We start from the raw sequence: 25,228 nt of genomic DNA on the forward strand, positions 1-25,228 counted from the left end.
GAGCATTTGGGAGAAATCCTAAATTTAGCTCCAAACAGCCCAATGATGAAATCTTTACTTGTCCTGTCCTTTTTATTTGCCGCCCTTACTGCCGGTGCGCAGGTTACTGTTAAAAACAACCAGGTTATCCTTGGCAAAACAGATAGTGTTTACTCGAAGATTATAGGCGAAAAAAGACAAGTTTGGATTTACCTGCCCGGCGGTTATAATGACAATAGCAACGCCCGTAAAATTTACCCGGTGGTTTACCTGCTCGATGGCGACGGTCACTTCAGCTCTATTGCGGGGATAATTCAGCAGTTGAGCGAGGTAAATGGCAATGCGGTGGTACCACAGATGATCATAGTGGCCATACCCAACACCAACCGCATGCGCGACCTTACCCCCACCCAGGCAAAAACGTCTTATGAAGGGAAAAAGGACCCCGGGTTAGTGGTATCCGGCGGGGGCGAAAAATTCACCGCCTTCATACAACAGGAACTGATGCCGCATATCGATTCGGCGTACCGCACCGCGCCTTATAAAATGTTTATCGGCCACTCTTTAGGTGGGCTGATGGTTATCAACACGCTTATCAACCACAGCGATATGTTCAACGCCTATATCGCTATAGATCCCAGCATGTGGTGGGATGGCAAAAAGCTACTTACGCAGGTGCAGCAGATCCTGGCTCAAAAAAAATTCGCCGGGAAATCGTTGTATATGGGCATTGCCAATACCATGGAAGAAGGAATGGACACCCTGAAAGTAAGGAAGGACACAGCCAACGCATCTCTGCATATCCGGTCGATATTAGCGTTGAAGGATATGCTGCAAAGCAACGCCGCCAATGGGCTCACCTTTGGTTATCAATATTACCCCAATGATACCCATAGCTCGGCACCGCTGATAACCGCATACGATGGGATGCGCTTTTTGTTCCCTTTCTACAAGATGCCGCCGGGTGCCGAGAGCAAAATTGAGACGGACGACACCTTCGATATTGCCGCGTTTTACAATAATTTTTATGCCGATATATCAAAACATATGGGCTATAAGGTACTGCCAAACGAAGGCGATATAAACCAGAACGGCCATTACTATTTGAAGGTGCATAAACTACAGAAGGCCTATCAATTCTTTGCGATCAATATAGCCAACTACCCTCAAAGTGCCAACGCCTACGATAGCATGGGCGATTACTACGCCGACCAAAAAAACAAAACGAAAGCCATAGAAATGTTTACCAAGGCCTACCAACTGGGCAAAAATCCGGACACGAAAAAGAAGCTGGACAAGCTGCTTGCAGCCAAATAAAACCCGGAGGGGTTTAACCGGATTGATGGTGCATAGCTTTAGGCGTATGCACTCGCTTTACGTCGCAAAAAAGGAAATTAATAGCCCGATTGCATTTTGGACCTTTGAACAAAACGCAATAGCCGCATCCATGCGATCTTTGTGTTATGAAAAATATCAAAGTATTAGTAACCGGCGGTACGGGCTTTGTCGGTATCCATACCATCCTGCAATTATTACAGCAAGGTTACGAGGTAAATACCACCCTCCGCTCCTTGAAACGAAAAGACGAAATCATCGATATGCTTAAAAATGGCGGCGTAACCGACACCGACCGCCTACACTTTTTTGAAGCCGATCTGACCAAAGATGAGCACTGGGACGAAGCCGTCAAAAATTGCACCTATGTTTTGCACATCGCCTCCCCCATCTTCCTGGCCCTGCCCAAAAACGAAGAGGAAATGATAAGGCCGGCCGTGGATGGCACCTTAAGGGTACTGAAAGCTGCCCGCGATGCGGGGGTGAAACGCGTGGTGATGACCTCCAATTTCGGCGCGGTAGGTTACAGCCATAAAGACCCGCTTACGCCCATCACCGAAAAAGAATGGACCAACCCGAACGAAAAAGACCTATCTTCTTACAACAAATCAAAAGTAATGGCCGAACGTGCCGCATGGGATTTCATGGCGCGGGAAGGTGGTGCGCTCGAACTCAGCGTAATAAACCCGGTCGGGATTTTCGGGCCGGCTTTAGGGGCCGACCTTTCCAGCGGTTTCGAACTGGTGAAAGGTATAATCGATGGCAGCATGAAAGCCATCCCCAAACTAAACCTCAATATTATCGACGTACGCGATGTGGCCGACCTGCATATCCGGGCCATGCTTAATCCCGAAGCCAAAGGCGAGCGTTTCCTGGCGCTGGCAGGCGGTATGATCTCGCTGCCGCAGATAGCAGCTTTATTGAAAAGCAAAATGCCTGCTATAGCTCAAAATATATCAGGCCGAACCTTGCCCAACTGGTTGGTGCGGATTGCCGCATTGTTCAACCCAAAGGCAAAAGCTATCGCTTCTATGTTAAACGCCAGCCGCAACGTAAGTAACGAAAAAGCCCGCAGGGTGCTGGGCTGGCAACCGGCAGCCAACAATGAAAAAGCCGTATTGCTTAGTGTAGAGAGTATGCTTAAATTCGGCCATATCAAATGAGGGTAAGCGAAATAAAATCATGCTATATAGGGCCGGTGATTTCCCCGGAGCAGTTCGTGGCCGAACATTTCTTCTTGTATATTGCTAAAGGAAGGATACACGGCTACGACGGGCACCGGAGTTCTACGCTTGAGGCGGGCGAGTATTGCCTCGTCCGCAAGAACCACCTGGCCCGTTATAACAAGGAAAGGGTGAACGATGCGTTCGAAAAAGTGGTAATTATTTTTGATGAAGCATTCCTGAAAAAAATGCAGGCAAATTATCAGCCGCTCACCCTCTCCCCTAAACCCGAACCGGCTTTTATACCGCTGAAGCACGACGCTGCAATCGTAGATTTCCTGGATTCGCTTATGCCGCATTATGATGGTGCCGGCAAAATAGCCCAGCAGGTGGCCGACCAAAAGCGCGAAGAATTGCTCCGCCTTTTATTAACCTCAAGGCCCGAACTTGCTAATATCTTCTTCGATTTTGGCAAACCCGAAAAGATAGACCTCGAAGCCTTCATGAACCGCAATTATAAGTTCAACGCCAGTATCGAGCGCTTTGCCTACCTCACCGGCCGCAGCCGTTCGGCCTTTAAGCGCGATTTTAAAGAAATGTTCAACGATACGCCCAACCGCTGGCTGGTGCGCAAAAGGTTAAAGGAAGCCTATTTCCTCATTACCAAAAAACAACAAAAGCCCTCGGCCTTTTACCTCGACCTGGGCTTTGAAGATCTTTCGCATTTTTCATTCGCCTTTAAAAAGACTTTCGGTAAAACAGCAAGCCAATTGCTGCATCCGGCGAATGCTTAAATATATGGCGAAGCTTTATTACCGCCAGCCTAATGCCGGGGCAACATGCTCTAAAATAGCCGATAGCACATGCACGTTGTAGTCAACGCCCAATGTGTTCGGTATGGTGAGTAGCAGGGTATCTGCTTCCTGTATTGCTTCGTCCTGCGCCAGTTCTTTGATCAGCTGATCCGGTTCGGCGGCATAACTCTTACCGAAAACCGCCCGTTTATCAGCTTCTATGTAACCAAAGCTATCGGCTCCTTTTGCTTGCCCAAAGTATTGCCTGTCCTGCTCGGTTACCAGCGCAAAAATAGATCGGCTTACCGAAACCCTTGCTTCGCGCTCGTGCCCTGCTTTTTTCCAGGCTTCTTTGTATAATCTTATCTGTTCTGCCTGCTGTATATGGAAAGGTTTGCCGCTTTCGTCAAATTTCAAGGTCGAACTCTGCAGGTTCATGCCGTTCTCTGCTGCCCAAACTGCAGTTGCATTGGATGCAGCTCCCCACCAGATACGTTCGCGCAAGCCGTCCGCATGTGGTTCCAGGCGTAATAAGCCCGGCGGGTTCGGGAACATCGGGTACGGGTTTGGCTCCGCAAACCCTTCGCCTTTCAGCTTATCCAAAAACTCCAGAGCCTTTTTCCGCCCCATATCGGCATCGTTTTCACCCTCCTCAGGCGCATAGCCAAAATAACGCCAGCCTTCAATTACCTGCTCCGGCGAACCACGGCTGATGCCCAATTGCAAGCGCCCGCCCGAAATCAGGTCGGCAGCGCCGGCATCTTCTACCATGTACATCGGGTTTTCATAACGCATATCAATAACGCCGGTACCGATTTCTATCTTACTGGTTTTGGCACCGATAGCCGAAAGCAAGGGAAAGGGCGAAGCCAGCTGCCGCGCAAAATGATGCACCCGGAAGTAAGCACCGTCTACCCCTATCTCCTCCGCCGCAACCGCCAGATCTATCGACTGCAGCAAGGTATCGCCCGCGGTACGGGTTTGGTAAGCGGGGTGGTTAGACCAATGCCCGAACGATAAAAATCCTATCTTCTTCATCAAAAACAATATTTACCGGCAAAGGTAAGCATAGTGGCTTGCGGGGGAGGTCATGGGTGGGTAATAATGATTGGGGGCAATCCGGATTGTCCGCCAGGCAAGTCGTCTTCGTGGTGTGAATATAACGCCGCCTGAGGGTAAAAAATGACATGAATTTGTAAAGCGGCATAGCCGAAATGGCCGTTGCTAAGCACCGGAGAACTCGATGCAAATAATGCGAGACAAAACACCGCAGCCACGATATTGTGGAGGCGGTGTTTGATGTTTGAAGTACACCCATCTGGGAAATATACGTAACTCTATTATCAATTAATTTCAATCACTTACTAGGTACGCAAAAGGCTTTGTAGCTGCTTTAGGTATCACCTCTCTGACCCCTGCAAAAATACGGTTATTGAGCGTTTTTCGAACTTTTTGAATTATGGTCCCCTGGTCCGAGTCCTAAGCTTCGATTTACAAGTTGAAGAAAAAGTAAATTAATCCAAAGATTATTCTTCCCCCTATAAAAGGGAAATTTTCATTTTTCATGGATTGGATTTGAAATTAGGTTTTAAGAATCGAAATCAGGGTCCGACAAAAATAAAAAAGAGCATATCAGTAAATCCTGGGGGGAAGAACAGGTATGCTCTTTTGGCTTTAGGCTGTATAATCAATACACCCGCGCCACAGATTAGTAGCATGACGTTTAATTCATTTTAATCCAGTTAGTCCCGTCTGACTCAATGATATAAACCGTTGTATTAGCCAATGTTGTGATAGTAGTGTTGGTTGCATCTTTGACAGTTGCTCCTGCAAAAGACCAGTTAAACCCTCCGGCAGCAGTATTCTGATTCCATATTTTTATGGTTTGCCCGGTATAGCTGGAGGCCGAAGGGATGGTTACCGTCCTGTTCGCGGTTACAAATGGTAGCTTAACAAACTGCAATGCTGAGGTAACGGTATAGTTTGCATCAGTTGCGGTATTAACGGCGTCTACAGCAGGCGTTGCCCATGTCATCGCATTTGAACCCCCTCCTTGCGAGGTTAAAACTTGACCCGCTGTCCCTGCTGTAGTAGGAAGGTTAAAATTATAGGTCCCGGCGGCAGCTTGAGTTTGAATGCTAACAATGCCGCTGGTATTACCATATAAGCCAAGTACACCTGTATTGCTTAAGCTTAACTTATCAAAATAACCTCCAACAGCTATATTTTGAAATGCCCAAACCAGTTTTGAAGAAGGTACAGCTCCTGTAACAGGGCGTAACTCTTGAATCACATCCATTGTATTTGAAGTCGTAGTTGTAGTATTCCAGGCAGTCCCAGTTTGCCTTACTCTTGTGGAATATTGCACCGGAACGCCAGAGGTTGCAGCAAATGTATTTTGCATTACAACTCCATCGCCTGAAGTTGCACCTATACCTGCTTTATTAGTAAATATTGCACCAGTAGTTGCTACAAAAGTACCGCTAGATAAAAACTGATATAAAGTATTTATACTTCCACTATTTATAGCGCAAGCAAAGTTAAAACTACTGGTTGGATTCCCTGCACCAGCTGTATTTTGAGCATATAACCACCAATCAACTGGCTTGCTTAGCGAGCTAGCGTTATCCCAACCATAACCAGTAAACTTTTGTGCAGGACTATATTGCTGTATCGAGTTGGTAGCAGCAGTAGTGTTTACTAACTGATTGCCGCTACTGGTGGTTGCACCAATACCAGTTAAACTAATAATTTGTGCACTTGTAAAAGTATTTGGTGTTTTTAAATAGACATCTAAGATAGGAGGAGTTCCCGTATAGCTTAATGGATATTGGGTGTTTTTGATATATATATTCGCAGAATTAGCTGCATTCAAAACATACCCACGATAGTTTGCATTACCTGCACCTGAGGCAAAAATTAAATTGGTATAATCAACATGATCTATAATCAAGTTTCTCACAAAAGTCTTATCAATAGTAAATATCCCTGTAGGTGCAGAGTCACCGGTCATTGAACATCTAAACCCATCGATTGTACCAGACGCATACAAGTTGTTGTCGTCAGTGAAAGTATAAAAACCGATACCAAATAATCTAGATGCGGCAGTAGTTGACAAATTTATATCAAGAACAATATTAGACCAGTCTAATATATAATTTCCATAAGCTACATTAATCGCAAATAAATAATTATTGTTAGCTGTTATGCCATCGTTTAAAATGCCATTAAGATTAAAATTTATGTTATTAATTCTTAATTGTTGTTGTGGGGATAGACTCGCTACTCCATTTGCACCATAATCATTATTTGCAAAATGAATAGGTGATGAAGTTTGTCCATCAACTGTGGTGGCATTAAAATTTACGATATTTAATGTTAAGCCATCAATATTCGTTAATGTATTTTCACCTAATACATATAAAGCTTCTCCTTGTGCTCCTAAATATGGAGTTGTTCTATTATAAATACAATTTTTTAACTTTAATGGAGAGTTAGGTAAGATAAATCCCCTACTTGATCTCCAACCTTGTAAAGCACCTGCATTAAGAGCATCATTGGTATAAGAACAGTTTTCAAAGTACAAGCTTTGTTTTTTATGTTCAAAAAACCTTACTACTGCTCCATTAAGATGTGAAATGCCAGCCGCATGATTTAAACCTCTTTCAACAGTTAGTGTAGTAGTTCCATTGTACACGTAGGATAGTAGTTCAGTATCGTCGATAGTCAAATAACCTTTAACTGCAATATTAGTTGGGATTGAAGCTACTATCAAATCAGTGGCGGTATTGGTAATGCCGCCTGTATGTGAAATAGTAGTAGTAGGAGTACCTGCCATAGTTGCCGCAGGATAGTTGTAATTAGTTGTAAAATAACCTGAACCATAGCAATTAAAAGAATTACAATTAATTAATTTAGCATCACTAAAAGCGTTAACTTCAAACCCAACATCCGCACTACCGATTGCTACACAATTTTCTATCAGAACTCTATTACCAAATCCCTTAGAACCTATTAAATAACCTAAACAGTTAAATTGGTTGGTAGGAGTAATTCCAGTGTCAGTAATACAATCTTGTATATAAATATTATCAAGAAAAGTCTGAGCATATCCTGCTGAGTTACCTGCAGAAGGTCCAACAAAAACCCCCGCTGCACAGCCATAAATACCTACATTTTTTATTGTGATATTGGTTGCATATAAGGTTTCGGTATATTCCGGAGTTGGATTACTAGATAAAAATATACCAATACTAAATGTTGAACCACGTAAAGTTAGGCCAATATCTGTAGCCACAGGTTCAACAATTCCATTAATTAGATCTATATTTTCAACGGTAATATTGTCAAAATTCAGATTACGATAAGACACTGAATTATTATCAATAGAAGTACTACCATATAAGAAGCAACCTAAAATCTTATGATTATGATCGCCACCTTTAACTACATCATTTACGCTTATATTTTCTCCAGTATTTAATAAGACTTGAATAGTAGTAGGACTTCCAGGTTTTAATCTTGAAGCCCTATATAATCCTTTGGCTGATCCACTGTTTGTCAATGGGAAATAAACTCCACCCCCATTTAAGAATCCAGTATTATCCCCCACAATAAGATCCAAATAAGTACCATTGCCAGTAACTGAATTAGATATAGTTTTACAACACGCTATAATTGTTCCGGTTAGTTTATCATTATCAACTGTGAAATTTTTGAGTGTAATATTTTGATACAACGTTGCAGCAGTATTAACACCTTGATATTTCATATCAAAAGCTCTTGGCACATTTCTGCTTAACTTAATCGTAGTTATACCCTTACCAGCACCAAGTATTGTTATACCTTGGGCATCAAATGGTAAACGAATACCTCCACCTAAAGATTTACTAAGTAGATATACTCCGCCTGGAATAACTACAATTCCGTTACCAGCAACGAAGTCTATTGCTTTTTGAATTGCGTCAAAATCGTCAGTTAATCCATCACCTTTAGCTCCAAACCAGGTAACGTATACTATTTTATTAGCATAGATACGATTGAAGCGCCCTGTCTCTATCGATGTTGCTTTTATAACAGTACCGGTATTAGATGGAGTTGAATCGTCAGGGTTCCAATACCAATTACCGCCCCCATAGTCTGTCGTCTGATATAGGACGTCCAATTGTGGAGCCATTATTGCTCGTAATCCATCTACCGTTGTATTGATAGATTGTTTATCTGCGTCAAGCTTCAAATTTAATGCATTCAATACCGCTGCTCCGCTCGGATATTCAGTAGCACTATTATTGATCGTATTCTTTTTGTTAGACACATTCTCAGCCGTAAACCCCAAAGGCGGTTCGGCATCGCCGGTAAATAATACCTCTTTATTGTCAGATAGTCGTTTGATGGTGTCACCACTGAATTGAATGGTGTCTGGGGTGGTTCCGTCAGTACTTTCAATCTGTACTGATCCCGAAGAGGAAATAATTGTGTCTGCCATAATTAAATATTTAATTGGTTGATGGCTACACTATACCGTTAGTTTGTTTTAAATCGCGTACCATTTGAAACAAATTTAGCGACACTAGCGCCTTCAGAAAGCCGTCTTTTAACCCAAATTCAAACCGTGTTTTAACGATACTACAGAACAATAGCAGGACACATTTTAGATTATTGAGCTATTTTACACGGCCTATTACACAATAATTTGACTTGTTTGAAACATCACAGAAATTGGTCTTCAGGATCATTGTCCATTCATTTAAAAGGTCAGACAGCTAAGTACCCATCGTATCACTTAACGCGCGTATCCGGGCTGAACTAAGCGTGGGCTACTCGTGCCTAAGCAGGCTTCGTTGCGTAAGATCCTACAACAGGCCCATGGGTAGGCAAACCCGAAGGCATCGCTACGATGTCCTTACCTATACCAACAACTCATGCGGCTAACCTGATATGCTCAACAAGGTAGCGGCCTGCAAGAGCGGGCCATGCTGATGCCCATTATTAGTCGCTAAATACCCGCAACAAACCTGGAATTTCCTGGAAAATCACAGCTAAAAAATCCCGAATTATTGGAAAAAGCTGGAGAAAATTTGTAGCCGCACACGTTACCATAATAAGTAAAGCCTTTGACATAACTTACGGGCGAACGCGGACAATAGTCTTTCCCTTGAGCCGATCGGTCGAGTTGTAGGTGGCAATGGCATTGTCTAGTGTAACGATGTTACCAGTATTCGTCTGCAAACGCCCCTCCCGGAACCTCTTCGCGATCTCAATCAATTGAGAGCGATCGGCTTCAACAACAAAATCAATATTTAGAACTCCGTTGGCCCGCTCTTCGATGGGCCCGGCGATGGTCACGAACGTTCCCCCGGCACGGATCAGGTTTAAAGATCGCTTCGCGATTTCGCCGCCGAAGGTATCAAAAACCAGATCGACCTGGCCGATAGGTTCTAAAGCTTCATTATCCAGGTCGATGAACTCATTTGCGCCGAAACCGAGCGCCGCTTCACGGTGGGCAGTTCGCCCGGTGCCGATCACATAGGCGCCAGCCTCACGTGCAAGCTGGACAGCCATTGAACCGACGATACCTGCGGACCCATGTACCAGTACCCTTTGTTTCGCCTGAAGGCGGCCGTGGTCGAAAAGTCCTTGCCAGGCAGTGAGGCCCGGCATCACGAGCGCAGTGCCCTCATTGAAATCAACATCGTTTGGCAGCGGCGCAAGGTTTCTTGCTTCTATGGCCACGTACTCCGCCAACGAACCGTTGCGGTACCAATCTTGCAGACCGAACACCCGTTGCCCTACCGTTAGCCCGGTGGTGCCATAACCGAGTGCAGTTACCACGCCGGCCAGTTCGTGGCCGGGGATCGACGGCGTCCGGTCATGGCTGGCGCGGTCGGTCCAGGTTGATGGCCACGATAGCTCATCGCCGGTGATACTGGCCGCATGAACCTGAACGATGACATCGTTTATCGCTGCCTGCGGCTCGGATAGGTTTACAAGTTTCATCCCGGCTATTCCTGCATTCTCATCTGTTACAACAATTGCTTTCATAATCCACCCCTTTTTGTTAATCAACAAACAGCTGCTTAACGAAATGGTGTTGCTGTAGATTAGATTTTGATCGCTTGTTCAAGCATACCCTGAAGGTCCGGCGAAAGGTTACCCATACCAACAACGCATGCGGCTAAGCTGAGCCTTTCAACAAGCTAGTGGCCTGCAAGAGCAGGTCGTGCTGATGCCCGCTATGAGTTTCTGCATACCTGCAACACCCCTGGAATTTCCTGGAAAATCACAGCTAAAACATCCCGGATTATTGGAAAAAGCTGGAAAAAATTTGCGCCTTTTTGCATGAAAAAGCCGTTTCCATGCAAAAAGGCCGTTTTGCATCTCGTCAAAAAAACGCTAAAAAACTACGAAAAACACAGAAAAACAAAGATTTTTAAGGTTTTTTTATGACTTTTAAGCCAAATAAAGGTGTCATATGTCCACCCGGGATTAGTACAATTCCACCTGTTTTTTTTGAATTTCTATAAAATAAAAGTTGGACAAAAACCCTCATTACGCGGGCATCTCCGAACACTAAATAATATTCGGATTTATTCCTAAATTTAGCTCCACTACCCCTTTCATTATCAAAAAATGACTAACACCAGCACCCACGATGAACGCATCGCCAAAATGATATTCGCTTCCGTTTATCCGCTGTACCTCAGCAAAGTAGAAAAGAAAGGCCGCACCAAAGCAGAACTCGACGAGGTTATCACCTGGCTCACCGGCTTCACCGCAGCGCAACTCGAGGACCTTATAGCGCAAAGAGCAACCTTCGAGGCCTTGTTTAGCCAGGCCTCGCTGCACCCCAATGCTACACTCATTACCGGGCTCATTTGCGGCTACCGTGTAGAAACAATTGAAAACCCATTAACACAACAAGTTCGCTATTTAGATAAGCTGGTAGACGAATTGGCCAAAGGCAAAAAGATGGAGAAAATACTGCGGAAAGCATAAAAAAACCGCGATCCTGGTTGGAATCGCGGTTTTTATCTCTGTGCGCCCACCTGGGCTCGAACCAGGGACCAAAAGATTATGAGTCTTCTACTCTAACCGACTGAGCTATAGGCGCGGTTATTTTCGAGGCTGCAAATATGGGGAAATGATGCGAAAATTGCAAAATTCATTTCCCTTTTTTATTACAAGTTTGTAACTACCTCTTTTTTAGCAATTTTATTTACCGGGCTATTGTTCAAGGCTTCCTTGTCGTCCGCGGGCGGGCGGCCATGCCACCAGTTTGATAGCGTGGAACCCGATATATTCATCACCGGCCCAAATATCACCGCCGCCAGGCCTACTGTACCCATCCCGCCCATTAACAGGGCCAGGCCGGCAGCAAGTCCGCTGTTTTGCATACCTACTTCTAAGGATATGGTGCGGCAGTCTTTCTCCTTAAAGCGCAATAGCCTGCTAAACCAATAGCCTAAAGTATAGCCTAACACATTGTGGATAAACACCGCCACAAACAGCAGGAAACCTACTTTGATAAGGCTATCGCGCCCGGCGGCGGTTATCACTACGATGATGAGGCCGATGCCCGCCATGGATATAACCGGCATCAGCTTATCCAGCCATTTCAGACGTCCGCGTACCAGCTTATCAAACAACAGCCCTGCAAATATTGGGATAAGCACCACGCGGGTAGTATCCCAGGCCATATCCCAAAAATGCACTTCGATAAACTTGCCGGCCAGCAAACGCATCAGCAATGGCGTAAACAAAGGGGCCAGCAGGGTTGATACCGTGGTTACCGCTACAGAAAGCGCCAGGTTTGCCCGCGCCAGGTAAGCCATTACGTTTGATGCCAGTCCGCTGGGGCAGCAACCCACTAAGATAATTCCCGCCGCAATTTCATTAGGGAAATGGAACAGGTTAGCCAAACCGAAGCCAATCAACGGCATAATGGTGTAATGGCACACCACGCCCACCAAAATACCTTTAGGCATTTTGATGATGCCGGCCAGTTCTTTAAAGCTGAGTTCGGCCCCCATGCCAAACATAATTACCTGCAGCAGGGGAATAATCAAAGCAGAAAGCTTAAACCCGCCGACTTGCTTAAAATACTGCGGGTAATACATAGCAACTACAAATGCCGCGAATATGGTCATGGTAAATGCGAAGCCCTTTAGCTTTGGGTAGGCTCTGAAACTAATGCCAAGCGACAGGAAAGCCAGGGTAAGCATCCAACCGGCAACCGGTTTGCCCATTAGCGTGAGGATTAGGAATGCTACCAGGCATAAAGCGGGTATCAATAAAATTTGCCAGTTTGCGCGGGTGCCGGGCATGGTATCAATTTTTAAATTTTAGGCCTTGCGCAAAGGTTTTTAAAGCCATTTGCACATATTTGCCATCAAATTACGAAATGTTTATGCAAAACATCAAAAACATCATATTCGATTACGGCAACGTTATCTTCAGTATCGATTTCCGCATAGCGCAGCAGGAATTTAAGAAGCTTGGCATTGCCGATGCAGAGGGCTTCTTCGGCCACCGCCAGCAGGACCAGATATTCGATAAGTTCGACCGTGGCGAGGTCAGTGCCGATGAGTTCCGCGCATACGTAAAAGAGAAGATTGGTAATCCCGCCGTTACCGACCAGCAAATTACAGATGCCTGGAACAGCCTGTTATTAGGCATCGCCCCCGGCAACCATGATCTGCTGCTGCAATTGAAAGATAAATACCGCACCTTTTTGCTCAGCAACATCAACGATATCCACTACACCTATATCATGAAGTACCTGAAGGATGAGTTCGGCTTTGAGGATAACGAGCATCTCTTCGAGAAAACGTATTATTCGCATCTGGTGGGCAAGCGCAAGCCCGAACCGCATATTTTTGAACAAGTGCTAAAAGAGAACAACCTTATTGCAGCAGAAACTTTATTTATAGACGATAGCCCGCAGCACCTGGAAGCCGCTAAAACGCTAGGCATACAAACGTTTTTAATGACCGCGCCGGATACCCTGCAGGCTTTCGCCCAACGCGAACATTTAATCTAAAATGCCATGCAACAAATCCTGCTTCAGCAATACCGTTTAGTACTTTCGGCGCGCAGCGCGCTTTTCGATTATTGCCAAATCATTAAGCCGGAAGATTTGCTCAGGCCGCTGCCATCGTTCAATAACGCAAGCATACTGAGCCAGCTGATGCACGTAGCCAATTGCTACCTGTTCTGGCTATCTAAATCGGCGATGCAGCAGCCGCGACCGTTCTTCAACAACGAGGAACATAAGGATATCGCTTCGGTAATACAGGTATTTGGCCAGATAGATTTACTGATGAACGAGTTCCTCCATTATTTTGCGGACTCGTTGGAGCAGCAGCGGCTCATTACCCGGCCGGACGGGTCGCAGCTCACCCGCTCGCCATTCGAGATATTCACGCACGTCATCACCCACGAATTCCACCACAAAGGGCAGGTGGTAAGTATGAGCAGGCAACTCGATTATACGCCTGTGGATACGGATGTGGTGAGGGAATAATTACTCCAGCGTCATTGCGAGGCACGAAGCAATCTCCAGACAAGACAATCGGACATGCTCAGTGGCTCTGCCTGTGTAGAGATTGCTTCGTGCCTCGCAATGACGCGGTGGTGGAAAAACCTCTATCCCCTCCTCTTCTTCTCCTTCACAATCAAACTCAGCTCCCGGCTCATTTGGCCGGCAATGGCTGTGTTCTCCTGCGCACGGCGAAAAAGGTATGGCAGCACGGCCTTTATAGGGCCATAGGGTACGTACTTGGCTACGTTATATTTCGAATCGGCCAGGTTAAAGCTCAGGTTATCGCTCATGCCCAGCAGCTGCGAAAAATACACATGTGGGTTGTTGTGGGCGATTTTCTTCTCGTCAAGCAAGTCGGCCAGCAGGCGGCAGCTATCTTCATTGTGGGTGCCGGCAACAATGGCTATCTTTTCTACATGGTCGGCGCAAAAAACCAGGGCATCGTTGTAGTCGCGGTCGGTAGCCGCCTTATCCGGCTGTATGGGCGATGGGTAGCTGCGTTCTTCGGCACGTTTGCGTTCTTTTTCCATATAAGCGCCACGAACAATTTTTGCTCCCAGGATAAAACCTTCATCCTCGGCAACGGTAAAATCGGTTATCAGCGATGCCAATTTATCGTGGCGGTACATTTGGTAGGTGTTGTAAACAATGGCTTCCTCTTTATTAAAAAAGCGCATCATGTTGATAGCGAGGTTGTCGATAGTTTTTTGGATCCAGCTTTCTTCGGCATCTATCATCACTGGTACGCCCTCGCTATGCGCCATTTCGCAAATCTCCAGCACGCGGTCCTGCACCTTTTGCCATTCTATCTGCTCGTCCATATTTAGCTTCAAGCCCTCGTCCAGTTTCTCCAATAGCGAAAAACGGCCAACGCCCGTCACCTTGAAAACGGTAAGCGGGATAGCCTTATCTTTTGAGGCGCGCACTACGGTGCGGATAATCTCGTCGCGCGTGTTATCGAAAACGGTTTCGTCGTCTTCCCCTTCTATCGAATAATCAAGGATGGTGCCTACGCCGCCATCTGCCAGGTTTTTAATGGTTTTGTCGCACTCGGCAATGGTTTCACCGCCGCAGAAATGCTTGAATATGGTGGTCTTTATCAGGCTTTTGATGGGCAAGCCTATCTTCATAAAAAAGTTGGTGATGGGCGGGCCAATCTTTACCAAAAAGTTCACGTTGATAACCCTGAACAGCCAATAGGCGCGGTTAAGGTCGGTATTGCTGGAATGTTTAAAAGCGACTTGGGTATTTTCGAAGGAGAGTTTTTCGTTCATGCTAAAATGTTCGTAGTTCATGGTTGATAGTTCATGGTAGCTGCAGGTGTTCCCGTCAACTATAATCTATTAACTATGAACCAATGTGCAAAATTATAAAATGATAACCCATTATTGTACGAATAGTTTATTTTTGCCACCCATGATCGAATTTAAAGTAATCGGCGATTTTATCCCCATGATACAACTGCTTAAGGCCGCGGGGCTGGTACAAACCGGCGGCGAAGCGCAAATAGCGGTGCAATATGGCGAGGTAAGCTATAATGGCACCGTCGATTACCGCAAACGCCTCAAGGTAAAAGCAGGCGACCTGGTGGAATTCCGGGGGACGACCATCAAGGTTATTTAAATATGGATACGATACAAAGCGACGGCTACCAAATATTTTTCGATGATAGCCTAACCCAACTGGTTAATTTTATAAAGGAAGGCAAATACTCCCGCAGTTTTGTTTTAACCGATGAGAACACCGCGGTGCATTGCCTGCCCTTGTTGCAGCAATATCTTGGCGATGCCGATAATTACGACATTATCGAAATAAACGCCGGCGAAGAAAGCAAGAACCTTGATTTTTGCATCGGCGTTTGGAAGATGCTGATCGACTTCGGTGCCGACCGCAAAGCCCTGATGATAAACCTGGGCGGTGGCGTGGTTACAGATCTGGGGGGCTTCGTGGCCTCTACCTACAAGCGCGGTATCGATTTTGTACAAGTGCCCACTACCCTGCTTTCGCAGGTAGATGCCTCTGTAGGCGGCAAAACCGGTGTAGATTTAGATAGCATCAAAAACATCATCGGCACCTTTACGCAGCCAAAAGCGGTATTTATGGTGGCCGATTTCTTTAAAACCCTGCCCGAACGCCAAATCTTATCCGGCCTTGCAGAAATGCTGAAACACGGCCTCATCTGCGACGCAGCCTACTGGGGTAAGCTGAAAACCAGCGACCTTAGCATTCCTTCTTTAGAACTGGTACACCGTTCCGTAGAGATAAAAAACGAAGTGGTAATTGAGGATCCGCACGAAAAAGGCATCCGAAAGGCCCTTAACTTTGGCCATACCGTGGGTCATGCGGTGGAAACCTATTCTATGCTTAACGACAGCAACCCTTTAACGCATGGCGAGGCTATTGCCGTAGGGATGGTTTGCGAAGCCTGGCTGGCTAACCTAAAAACCGGCCTGCCTGATGCCGAACTGACGGAGATAGCCGAAGTATTGACCAAACTTTACCCAAAACATTCAATAGCCGATGATTGTTATCCTGCATTATTCGAACTGATGCAGAAGGACAAGAAAAATCAAAACGGCCAAATAAATTGCACTTTATTGACACGCATTGGACACTACAGTATTGATAATATCTGCACAGAGCAAGAACTTTGTGATAGTTTAAGATATTACACTACCCTGTAAAAAAATGCCCCCTTTAGATGCACGCCACGAAGCAGTAGTGCTGCTGGTTGCTTTGCTGGTAGGCTTAACCATTACCGAAATGTGGTTCAGCTACCGCGAAAACCGCCATTATTACGAAAAACGGGATACACTTACCAATATCTACCTCACTACGCTGGCCTTTTTGATGAACCTGCTGGTGAATGGCACGGGCTTTTTCCTGCTCAGCTTTGCTTATCAATTCAGGTTCGTGCAAATAAGCAATCCATTTGCATATTGGTTGGTGCTGGTAGTAGCGCAGGATTTTTTGTATTGGGTGCTGCATTACAGCGGGCATTATTGCCGCTTGTTTTGGGCCATGCATGTAACGCACCATTCATCCGAACATTTCAATTTCAGCACGGGCTTCCGTTCTACGGTTTTCGAGCCTTTATACCGCACTTTCTTTTATATGCCCCTGGCCTTGTTCGGCTTTAACGCGGTGGATATTTTATACGCCTACCTGCTCACGCAGCTTTACGGCAACCTGGTGCATACACAGTACCAGATTCCGCTGCCCAAATGGTATGCTTTTATATTTGTAACACCCGCGCACCACAGGGTGCACCACGCCAGCAATATCCCCTACCTCGATAAAAACATGGGTATGATGTTTATCGTGTGGGACAGGCTCTTCGGCACCTTCCATGATGAAGACCCTGCCGAACCTGTTAAATACGGCCTCACCCATCAACCCCAAGACATGGGGCCTGTAAATGTGCTTTTTCACGAATGGAAGGATCTGCTGCGCGATGTAAAACGCGCGCCGGGCTTAAGGAATAAGTTGTTGTACTTGCTTAACCCTCCGGGTTGGAGCCATGATGGCAGTACGCAGACGGCAAGGGTGATGCAGAGGGAGTATAAGAAAGATGTGGCGTAAACGCCCCTTTTTAATAGTTTTAAGTCGAACTTTTTTTGTTTATTTGAATCCAGCACCTACTATCACAATCAAAATGAAAAAAACATCTTTTTTAAACGTTTTTGCTTTTGCCCTGGCAGGGTTTATGCTAATGGGATGCCAATTTAGCGTAGGAACAAAAAAGGACTTAAACACAGGCCTTTCAGTATCCTACAATGGTTTCAAGGTCGATGATGTTTTTCTGACCAACAAAGCGGGCGAACGTTTATCTTCAAACAAAATCCCTATTAGCTCCACAATCTTTATGGTTGCAAATAATGTGAGTAATTATACCTTAAGAGATGGCAAGGCGTATCCGGGCTGTGAGATTACGGTTAAGGATAAAAGCGGTAAGATATTGGGCCATATTGACGATGCCATGGCAGCATATTCAAAAAACGGCGTTGAGCCTGCAAGTGCTACAGCCTTGTCGGCCAATATGACACTGCGCCCCCCCTTCCTTGTTGGCGAAACATATCATGTAAGTGTTCGCTTTTTTGACAAGGAAAATGCGAAAAGTAAAATTACCGGCGATGTTCACATTGTGTTGCAGTAGATAAAAGTCTCAACCGATGCCACGATGGCAGTACGCAAACGGCGAGGTTGATGCAGAGGGAGTATAAAAAGGATACGGCATAATCTCTAAATTTCGTCGATTTTGCGTGTTGAAATTCTTGCGTTTTTAAGTTCGGTTATTAATTCTTCAGCGGATTTCTCTGGGATGAAATCACTGAAAACCTCAGGGATTGAGTCTTGACGGCTTACAGATTCTTGTAAAGAGAAATTACCTATATCTTTCTTCTTTAATTTCTTTAGTATCAGGTAATACACCAATATTGTAGCGAAAATTTGAGGCAGAAAAAATCGAATATTAGCTACAACTTCATTATTCAAATAATACCCGTATTTTAAATCCTTTAAAAGATAAAAGTTTAAAAAGGACACCCACAAATAAACGGCTAATAAACCAATTTTAGCCAAATAAGGCAGGCGGCTAAACAGCACCATGACGATTAAAATAAGAAACGCTGTCACCTGAAGTTCTATGCCCAACAAAGCCTCTCCTCCGCTGGCGAAAGCAGAAAATGGTAATATCATGAAAATGGAAAGAAAAGCCCGCTTTAAGTTTTTCATATGATAAATTTACTCTTTAGTTTTAAGGATTACAAAATTGAGGCTATGCAAAAAAGAGATTTACCGCCATCCCACCCGGGAGAAATATTAAAGGAGATGTTTATTGTTGAGCGCGGCTTAACTATTACTGAAGTAGCCAAAGGATTGAACATGGCACGGGCAAACCTATCCTCCGTTATTAACGGGCATTTAGGCATAAGCCCCGAACTCGCTGTCAAGCTATCAGAAGCATTCGGCAACTCTACCCAATTTTGGATAAACCTGCAAAACAATTACGAGGTGTGGCACGCCGAGAGGAAAATCAAAAGGTCGTCTATACAGCTTTTTTGTAAAGACAGCGCCTAATCTTTCTATTTCTTCTTCCTGTTTGCCAACAACGCCACAATGCTTATTGCGGCGCACTCGGCAAATAACTGGCCGGCAATATCCAATGGTACCTCGTCTGCCTTTGTAAAATTGAAACACCCCTTCTGAAATTCTACGTTCGGCAATAAAGCTGAGTATTTTCCATGTATAGCAGGGTTCATATACATGGGCAGGCAGTGTACCGACATGTATTTTTTCACACCGGATAGTGCGTATTTCATCGTGGTACTGCCCTCTTTGTAGATGATCATTTCTTTACCCATCATGGGTTCTACAACGGGTGTTACTGTTTTATCATTTGCTAAAACAGACTCGTGCAGGGTAGTCATGATAGCTTGCCGTTCTGGTGCTTGCTGGCTGATGTATTCTGTTGGGGACATAGGTTTGAATTGATGTTTAAAGATACGGCAATTCGAATAAGATAAATTGGTAATTTGGCATCGTCAATCTTAAAACAAATGCCTGCCTTTATATCCAAACTTCAATATAAAACCTGCGAGGATGGCGAGTATTACGAGGAACAGGCACGTACGCTCGAGGAAACGCTGGCCTTGATAAATAACTTTCCCTGGGAACGGGAACGCTATGCTGAAATTGACCTAACCGGCCCATCTGTAACCATAGTTGATAATGACTGTAATTTTTTAAAGATAGGCATCCATTATGGCGGAACTTTTCACATTTATTACCTGAATAAGGAGAACCGTTTTTACGAACGCTACCCCATCCATATAGACGATGTGGAGGAAATGGTAATTGATTTTTTCGAAAGAGGCTTGAATTTGCAGCAATTGGAAAAACAACCATGGACGTACCTCCAGCGGCAATATTTTTTAACTAAAAATTTCAACTATGCCGTTAAGCCTTGGCAAGTATTCTTTTGCACGTTTTGGATAACATTAACCGCTTTAGCATTTACCATAATTTTTATTTTGGGATTATTTAACAATCCAACATCAATTACCACGGGAGTCTATCTCGCTTTAACAGCAACATTGTTTTGGGTTGGGCCAATTTATTGCTTTGTTAAAATGCAAAATTATAAAGGGCAACATTTACATATAGCAAGAGGTAGTAATGAATTTACGTTTGGCAACACTTTAGATGAAACAAAAACTTACAACAAAGCCGATGTTGTTAAAATTATTACAACTACATCAATAAATCGTAAACAACCTTTTGCAATAACATTTACGGAAGTTGTTTTTAAAGATTCGTCAAGCATAAGATTCCCTAACTTATTGTCAGTAAATCTCGCGCAAAAGTTCCCCATGTATTTTAAACCGGAATGGGTTATAGTTAAAAAGTGGATTTTGGTCGAGTTGTAAGTGGAACCAGTCTCTCCTTAACAACCCTATAAACCACATATCCCCAAAACAAAATGTTTACAATGTTCCAAAACCAAAGGCCAATTACTGCAGCTTTATCTAAAGTTGTATAACCTGACCATTTGTAATAATCCGGTTCGACGCCGTCATGAGCATCATCATAGCCCATCAGCATTAACCCGAACGAAGCATAAACAACCAGGTCTATAACTACTGCTGCTACTCCTAATATCCAAAGCTTACGTGTGGCCATATATCGTCAACAATATATAATAATGATTTAAACTGAAATTAGCCTTTTTCGCCCAATTAAATTCTGTTCACCTACAAATATTCACAAAAAATGAAATTATCTCTTGACAAATTGTTTTTTACTTGTACATTTACGGCATAAGAACAACAATGAACAACTCACGTGCATATTTTTATGGTTTCTACTTTTACTTTAGCAGTAAAAGCCGGGACTGATATGTACTAACAAAACATACAAAACTGAAAAGTCCCGGCCCAAAAAGGCGGGACTTTTTGCTTTAACACGAATGATGAAAATCGAGAAACCAAGAGTTGCCATACAGGGGATACGCGCTTCCTTCCACGAGGAAGCCGCATTTAAATTTTTTGGCGAAAACATAACCACCGTAGAGTGCAACTCTTTTAAGCAAACCTTCGAGGCGCTGAAGAACGACCAGGCCGATTATCTGGTAATGGCCATAGAAAACAGCATTGCCGGCAGCATATTGCCCAACTATTCGCTGCTGATGAGCTACAGTTTCCCGGTGGTAGGCGAGGTTTACGTGCCCATACAGCTGCACCTTATGGCGCTGCCTGGCGTAAAGTTCGAGGATATTAAATATGTAACCTCCCACCCCATTGCCATCCGCCAGTGCATCGATTTTTTTGACGAGTACCCGCACCTTCAAATGGTAGAGAGCAATGATACCGCTGCCTGCGCCAAACGCATCCGCGATGAGCAGCTTACCGATACTGTTGCCATTGCCAACGCCCTGGCCGCGCAGCTTTACGAACTCGACGTATTGGAGCGCCGGATAGAATCGAACAAGAAGAATTTTACGCGGTTCCTTATCCTCACCACGCACGAGAATGCCAAAAAGAAACCAGGTAACAAGGCTTCGCTTTGTTTCCAGGTGAGCAACGAGGTGGGCTCGCTGGCCAAGGTGCTCAATATTTTTGCACAGGAAAACGTAAACATGAGCAAGATACAGAGCATGCCGGTTTTGGGTAAACGCAACGAGTACAATTTTTATGTAGACATTGAATGGACGGAAACCAAGCACTACGATGCCTGCATCCGCCAGATACTCAAATACACCCACAACTTCAATATTTTGGGCGAGTACGAACGCTTTGAAGACGAAGTTGCACCGCTGTTGCCAAAAGCGCAAAAACCAAAAAAGTATATCACCATAAAAAAGATAGAATAAACGATACCCTAATCAATTTAACGACAAACCAAAAAAATCGGTGAAATCATCCTAATCGGTGAAATCACAAAACAAAAAATAATATGAAACTGAATTTAAACATACAACCGCTTAATACCTGGATCAATAAAGCCGGTATAGAACCCCTGTTAATTGCCGGCCCATGTAGCGCCGAAACAGAAGACCAATTGGTAGCCACCGCACACCTGTTAGCAAAAACCGGCAAGGTTAGCGCGTTGCGTGCTGGCATATGGAAACCACGTACCCGCCCGGGCGAATTTGAAGGCATTGGCAGCATTGGCTTAGAGTGGTTAAAACGCGCTAAGGCTGAAACAGGCTTGCCAACCGCAGTAGAAGTTGCTACCGGCAAACACGTAGAAGAAGCTTTGAAAGCAGGTGTTGATATCCTTTGGGTTGGCGCACGGTCGACCGTTAACCCTTTCACCGTACAGGAAATTGCCGATGCATTGCGCGGCGTTGATATACCGGTGATGGTTAAAAACCCGGTTAACCCCGATCTTTCCTTATGGGTTGGCGCTTTAGAGCGTATTAACAATGCAGGCATCACCAAACTGGCAGCTATTCACCGTGGGTTCTCTTCATACGAGAAATCAGCTTTCCGTAACGAACCAATGTGGGATCTGGCTATTGGCCTTAAAACCCTTGCGCCGCACTTGCCTATCATCAACGATCCAAGCCACATCACCGGCAACCGCGATCTGATTGGCTACATATCGCAAAAAGCGTTAGACCTGGATATGCAGGGTCTGATGATCGAGTCGCACATCGACCCAAGCGTAGCCTGGACAGATGCCAAACAACAGGTTACCCCTGCTGCCCTTGCAGATATCATTAACAACCTGCACCTGCGTAAACCGGAAGTCCGCAATGCTGAGGTGAACGACAAACTGGCCGAGCTGCGTAACCAGATCGACAAAATTGACGACCTGCTTATCCAGAAAATGGCAGAGCGTATGCAAATAGTAGAGAAAATTGGCAACTACAAAAAAGACAACGACATTACCATTTTACAAGTAAACCGTTGGGACGAGATATTAAACAAACGTATTGGCTACGCCAAAGCGCTTAAGTTGAGCGGCGAGTTTACCGAGAAATTGCTTGAGCTGATGCACAGCGAGTCTATCCGTAAGCAAACCGAGATCATGAACGGCGACCAGGCAGCAGCACCAGCAGAGAAATTAACGCACGCGTAAGGAACTTTAAATAAGTTTTTGCGCCGTGTATCACAGGGCGCAAAAACTACACCTTTGCCCCTATAAAATTGAAGGCAATGGAAAAGAAAAGGTTACTGATAGTAGGATTAGAACCTCAAGACCTACAGGCAATAAAACAAGGTATCGGGTTTAACTACCTTATTTTACACACCGATGTTTTGCCGAAAGTGCAGCTTATTGAAGGGGAGTTATTTGCCGAAAGCACGACAGTGCCGGGCAAATACCTCAAGATAAATGCTGTTATCTTTCACGGGATATTTGAGGACGACTTTGACTTTATAACCTTACTCGCATTGTGGAACGGGCCTTGTTTACCCAACGCTATGGCCATGATGGACCTCCGGCAGCGCATACCCGGTTTGGTAAAGGGCGCTGAAGGCATCCGGGTTTCCGGGTATCAAGCGTGGAATGGTTATTGGCCGGGACGAGTATTTTGCTGAAACGGAAAGCGTTGCAAAATGGGGTATATGGCATTGTGGAGAAGACAAGGAACGATTCGTAGGCAATTGGCAAAGTAACGAGACCTCTGTTATTGAAACGTTTATAACCGGCGATGCAGTAAGAATTATGCTGATAGGCGACAAAGCCTGGCAGATAAAACTTACAGGCGATGACTGGCTAAAATCCATCCATAATGATGGTGCGGGACAAATGAAGATAAATGAGGGCTTACTGGCAGACAGCATAAACATCGCTGCTCATTTCGCTCTCGAAATTGTTGGGGTAGATTATATGGTAGGTGCCGATGGACAAAATTACTTGCTGGAAGTGAACCATATCCCCAACGTAACTGTATTTAGCTTTGTAAACGAAGCATTTATTGAATTTGCAAAAACATGGATAGCGGCAAATTAAACTATCCGAGAACTATTAAGTAAATGAAGCATAACATCATACTTACCAAAACAGGCAAATCGGCAAAGGGCACTATACAGCTCACCGGATCGAAAAGCGAGTGCAACCGCGCTTTGATCATAGAGGCGCTTAGCGACGGTAAGGTAAAAGTTGAGAATATTTCTGATGCGGCAGATGCCGTGTTGTTGGCGGGAATTTTGAGGAAGTCTAAAGTCGAAAGTCCGGAAGTAGTCGTGGGTGATGATGAGGTACATGAAGTAGAAGTTATCGAAGATAAACTCCTATCTTCAGGCTCAGGACTTCAGACTCAAGACTTAAAACTTGTAAACATCGGTCCCGCCGGTACAGCAATGCGTTTTTTAACGGCGTTTTATGCTATTGGTAATGAAGAAATAATATTAACAGGCAGTGAGAGGATGAAGCAAAGGCCGATAGGGATATTGGTTGATGCGCTGAGGGAGTTGGGTGCCGAAATTGATTATGAAGAGCAAGAGGGGTACCCCCCTATCAAACTAAAAGGCAGCTTTGAGCAGCGTACTCGTAAGATCAGTATAAAAGGTAATATCAGCAGCCAGTATATCACTGCGCTATTACTCATCGCTGTCAAGCTGCCTTTTGGTTTGGAATTACATATCGAAGGCGAATTAACTTCGCGCCCATATGTGGAAATGACTTTAGCTATGCTTAAGGAAGCGAATATACTGCACACCTGGGAGGCGAATGTCATCTCTATACCAAATCAAGGTTTTGCAACTACATCGTTACACATCGAACCGGACTGGAGCGCAGCATCTTACTGGTACGCCATAGCCGCTTTGAGCGACGAAGCCGAACTATTCCTGCCGGGGCTGACATCATACAGCCTGCAGGGAGATAGCGTGATTACCGAGATTATGGCCAACTTCGGCATCACCTCGCAGTTTAAGGATGGCGGCGTGTATTTAACCAAAGAGGTAAAGCCCATCTTCCGCAAGATATTCGACATGAAAGAATGCCCGGACCTGGCGCAAACCGTAATCGTAGTATGCGCGACGTTAGGGCACGAAGCAACCTTCACCGGGCTGGAAACCTTAAAAATCAAAGAAACCGACCGTATTTTGGCCCTGCAAACCGAACTGGCCAAAATTGGCGTGAAGCTGATTGAAAAGGGCCAGGTTTACAAACTGGACTGCAGCGAAAAGCAATTGCCGCAGCGCATGTTCGTAAGCACATACCACGACCACCGCATGGCCATGGCCTTTGCGCCGTTGGCGATATTGATACCAGAACTGGAAATAGAAGATGCCGACGTAGTAGAAAAATCATACCCGGCATTTTGGAAAGACCTGGAGAAAGTAGGGTTCGCGTATCGCGAAGTTTAAATAAAACCAACGCGTCATTGCGAGGCACGAAGCAATCTCCCGATAAGCAAGGCGGAGATGCAAAGCTTAGAGATTGCTTCGTGCCTCGCAATGACG

At 44.9% G+C, this 25,228-nt stretch carries 25 protein-coding genes and 1 tRNA gene; 17 read left to right on the forward strand and 9 right to left on the reverse strand.

The features are described from left to right. The first annotated feature begins 42 nt into the window (after window positions 1-42). The 3 genes from AC1DYT_RS09740 (at window position 43) to AC1DYT_RS09750 (ending at window position 3,271) form a co-directional block, all read left to right on the forward strand. Window positions 43-1,296, forward strand: coding sequence for an alpha/beta hydrolase-fold protein (locus AC1DYT_RS09740; RefSeq protein ID WP_477469429.1), 1,254 nt, complete (start codon window positions 43-45; stop codon window positions 1,294-1,296). 146 nt (window positions 1,297-1,442) lie between these two features. Beyond that, window positions 1,443-2,477, forward strand: coding sequence for an SDR family oxidoreductase (locus AC1DYT_RS09745; RefSeq protein WP_477469430.1), 1,035 nt, complete (start codon window positions 1,443-1,445; stop codon window positions 2,475-2,477). After that, entirely contained in the window at window positions 2,474-3,271 is a 798-nt protein-coding gene (locus tag AC1DYT_RS09750; protein WP_477469431.1) for a helix-turn-helix domain-containing protein, read from the forward strand. Before AC1DYT_RS09745 ends, AC1DYT_RS09750 begins: the two co-directional genes overlap by 4 nt. An 18-nt stretch (window positions 3,272-3,289) precedes the next feature. On the opposite strand, the gene AC1DYT_RS09755 is transcribed toward AC1DYT_RS09750, so the two are convergent. The 3 genes from AC1DYT_RS09755 to AC1DYT_RS09765 form a co-directional block, all read right to left on the reverse strand. Further along, a complete protein-coding gene (locus AC1DYT_RS09755) occupies window positions 3,290-4,309 on the reverse strand; it encodes an LLM class flavin-dependent oxidoreductase (RefSeq protein WP_477469432.1) in 1,020 nt (339 codons plus the stop codon). Between the two features lie 685 nt (window positions 4,310-4,994). Continuing rightward, complete coding sequence (locus AC1DYT_RS09760; protein ID WP_477469433.1) at window positions 4,995-8,756, reverse strand: glycosyl hydrolase family 28-related protein; 3,762 nt, start codon at window positions 8,754-8,756, stop codon at window positions 4,995-4,997. Window positions 8,757-9,394: 638 nt separating this feature from the next. Next, window positions 9,395-10,312: an NADP-dependent oxidoreductase gene (locus AC1DYT_RS09765; RefSeq protein WP_477469434.1), complete on the reverse strand. Its 918-nt coding sequence runs from the start codon at window positions 10,310-10,312 to the stop codon at window positions 9,395-9,397. 588 nt (window positions 10,313-10,900) lie between these two features. Here AC1DYT_RS09765 and AC1DYT_RS09770 point away from each other — a divergent pair. Beyond that, a complete protein-coding gene (locus AC1DYT_RS09770) occupies window positions 10,901-11,266 on the forward strand; it encodes a DUF2200 domain-containing protein (protein ID WP_477469435.1) in 366 nt (121 codons plus the stop codon). Between the two features lie 41 nt (window positions 11,267-11,307). On the opposite strand, the gene AC1DYT_RS09775 is transcribed toward AC1DYT_RS09770, so the two are convergent. Further along, window positions 11,308-11,381, reverse strand: a tRNA-Ile gene (locus AC1DYT_RS09775). Window positions 11,382-11,448: 67 nt separating this feature from the next. Next, window positions 11,449-12,594 carry a bile acid:sodium symporter family protein gene (locus tag AC1DYT_RS09780; RefSeq protein ID WP_477469436.1) on the reverse strand — a complete coding sequence of 382 codons (1,146 nt, stop codon included), beginning with the start codon at window positions 12,592-12,594 and terminating at the stop codon, window positions 11,449-11,451. Window positions 12,595-12,677: 83 nt separating this feature from the next. On the opposite strand from AC1DYT_RS09780, the gene AC1DYT_RS09785 reads away from it, so the two are divergent. Both AC1DYT_RS09785 and AC1DYT_RS09790 read left to right on the forward strand, forming a co-directional pair. After that, window positions 12,678-13,310, forward strand: coding sequence for an HAD family hydrolase (locus tag AC1DYT_RS09785; protein WP_477469437.1), 633 nt, complete (start codon window positions 12,678-12,680; stop codon window positions 13,308-13,310). Window positions 13,311-13,316: 6 nt separating this feature from the next. After that, window positions 13,317-13,793, forward strand: coding sequence for a DinB family protein (locus tag AC1DYT_RS09790; protein WP_477469438.1), 477 nt, complete (start codon window positions 13,317-13,319; stop codon window positions 13,791-13,793). 122 nt (window positions 13,794-13,915) lie between these two features. On the opposite strand, the gene AC1DYT_RS09795 is transcribed toward AC1DYT_RS09790, so the two are convergent. Further along, window positions 13,916-15,106 carry a proline dehydrogenase family protein gene (locus tag AC1DYT_RS09795; protein ID WP_477469439.1) on the reverse strand — a complete coding sequence of 397 codons (1,191 nt, stop codon included), beginning with the start codon at window positions 15,104-15,106 and terminating at the stop codon, window positions 13,916-13,918. Window positions 15,107-15,227: 121 nt separating this feature from the next. Here AC1DYT_RS09795 and AC1DYT_RS09800 point away from each other — a divergent pair, with 121 nt between their 5' ends. From AC1DYT_RS09800 to AC1DYT_RS09815, 4 genes are all read left to right on the forward strand, one after another. Beyond that, window positions 15,228-15,434 carry an RNA-binding S4 domain-containing protein gene (locus AC1DYT_RS09800; protein ID WP_477460262.1) on the forward strand — a complete coding sequence of 69 codons (207 nt, stop codon included), beginning with the start codon at window positions 15,228-15,230 and terminating at the stop codon, window positions 15,432-15,434. 2 nt (window positions 15,435-15,436) lie between these two features. Further along, a complete protein-coding gene (aroB, locus tag AC1DYT_RS09805) occupies window positions 15,437-16,495 on the forward strand; it encodes a 3-dehydroquinate synthase (protein ID WP_477469440.1) in 1,059 nt (352 codons plus the stop codon). A gap of 4 nt (window positions 16,496-16,499) precedes the next feature. Further along, window positions 16,500-17,393 (forward strand): sterol desaturase family protein, encoded by an 894-nt coding sequence (locus AC1DYT_RS09810; RefSeq protein ID WP_477469441.1) that lies wholly within the window; start codon window positions 16,500-16,502, stop codon window positions 17,391-17,393. Between the two features lie 73 nt (window positions 17,394-17,466). Further along, a complete protein-coding gene (locus AC1DYT_RS09815) occupies window positions 17,467-17,967 on the forward strand; it encodes a hypothetical protein (RefSeq protein ID WP_477469442.1) in 501 nt (166 codons plus the stop codon). Window positions 17,968-18,053: 86 nt separating this feature from the next. On the opposite strand, the gene AC1DYT_RS09820 is transcribed toward AC1DYT_RS09815, so the two are convergent. After that, window positions 18,054-18,545: a hypothetical protein gene (locus AC1DYT_RS09820; RefSeq protein WP_477469443.1), complete on the reverse strand. Its 492-nt coding sequence runs from the start codon at window positions 18,543-18,545 to the stop codon at window positions 18,054-18,056. On the opposite strand from AC1DYT_RS09820, the gene AC1DYT_RS09825 reads away from it, so the two are divergent. Further along, window positions 18,546-18,890, forward strand: coding sequence for a HigA family addiction module antitoxin (locus tag AC1DYT_RS09825; protein ID WP_477469444.1), 345 nt, complete (start codon window positions 18,546-18,548; stop codon window positions 18,888-18,890). 5 nt (window positions 18,891-18,895) lie between these two features. On the opposite strand, the gene AC1DYT_RS09830 is transcribed toward AC1DYT_RS09825, so the two are convergent. Beyond that, entirely contained in the window at window positions 18,896-19,291 is a 396-nt protein-coding gene (locus tag AC1DYT_RS09830) for a hypothetical protein (RefSeq protein ID WP_477469445.1), read from the reverse strand. A 78-nt stretch (window positions 19,292-19,369) separates the two neighbouring features. Here AC1DYT_RS09830 and AC1DYT_RS09835 point away from each other — a divergent pair, with 78 nt between their 5' ends. After that, complete coding sequence (locus AC1DYT_RS09835) at window positions 19,370-20,239, forward strand: PH domain-containing protein (protein WP_477469446.1); 870 nt, start codon at window positions 19,370-19,372, stop codon at window positions 20,237-20,239. On the opposite strand, the gene AC1DYT_RS09840 is transcribed toward AC1DYT_RS09835, so the two are convergent. Next, window positions 20,211-20,492, reverse strand: coding sequence for a hypothetical protein (locus tag AC1DYT_RS09840; protein ID WP_477469447.1), 282 nt, complete (start codon window positions 20,490-20,492; stop codon window positions 20,211-20,213). The genes AC1DYT_RS09835 and AC1DYT_RS09840 overlap by 29 nt on opposite strands. Before the next feature lie 289 nt (window positions 20,493-20,781). Here AC1DYT_RS09840 and AC1DYT_RS09845 point away from each other — a divergent pair, with 289 nt between their 5' ends. The 5 genes from AC1DYT_RS09845 (at window position 20,782) to aroA (ending at window position 25,132) form a co-directional block, all read left to right on the forward strand. Then, a complete protein-coding gene (locus AC1DYT_RS09845) occupies window positions 20,782-21,681 on the forward strand; it encodes a prephenate dehydratase (protein ID WP_477469575.1) in 900 nt (299 codons plus the stop codon). A gap of 83 nt (window positions 21,682-21,764) precedes the next feature. Continuing rightward, on the forward strand, window positions 21,765-22,895 hold the full coding sequence (locus AC1DYT_RS09850) for a chorismate mutase (RefSeq protein ID WP_477460255.1): 1,131 nt from the start codon (window positions 21,765-21,767) through the stop codon (window positions 22,893-22,895). Between the two features lie 77 nt (window positions 22,896-22,972). Beyond that, a complete protein-coding gene (locus AC1DYT_RS09855) occupies window positions 22,973-23,356 on the forward strand; it encodes a hypothetical protein (RefSeq protein ID WP_477469448.1) in 384 nt (127 codons plus the stop codon). Next, window positions 23,325-23,771, forward strand: coding sequence for a hypothetical protein (locus tag AC1DYT_RS09860; protein ID WP_477469449.1), 447 nt, complete (start codon window positions 23,325-23,327; stop codon window positions 23,769-23,771). The genes AC1DYT_RS09855 and AC1DYT_RS09860 overlap by 32 nt, the downstream gene beginning before the upstream one ends. A gap of 23 nt (window positions 23,772-23,794) precedes the next feature. Further along, window positions 23,795-25,132, forward strand: coding sequence for a 3-phosphoshikimate 1-carboxyvinyltransferase (gene aroA, locus AC1DYT_RS09865; protein ID WP_477469450.1), 1,338 nt, complete (start codon window positions 23,795-23,797; stop codon window positions 25,130-25,132). The last annotated feature ends 96 nt before the right edge of the window (window positions 25,133-25,228 follow it).

It is taken from the genome of Mucilaginibacter sp. P1_D10 (assembly GCF_056406215.1).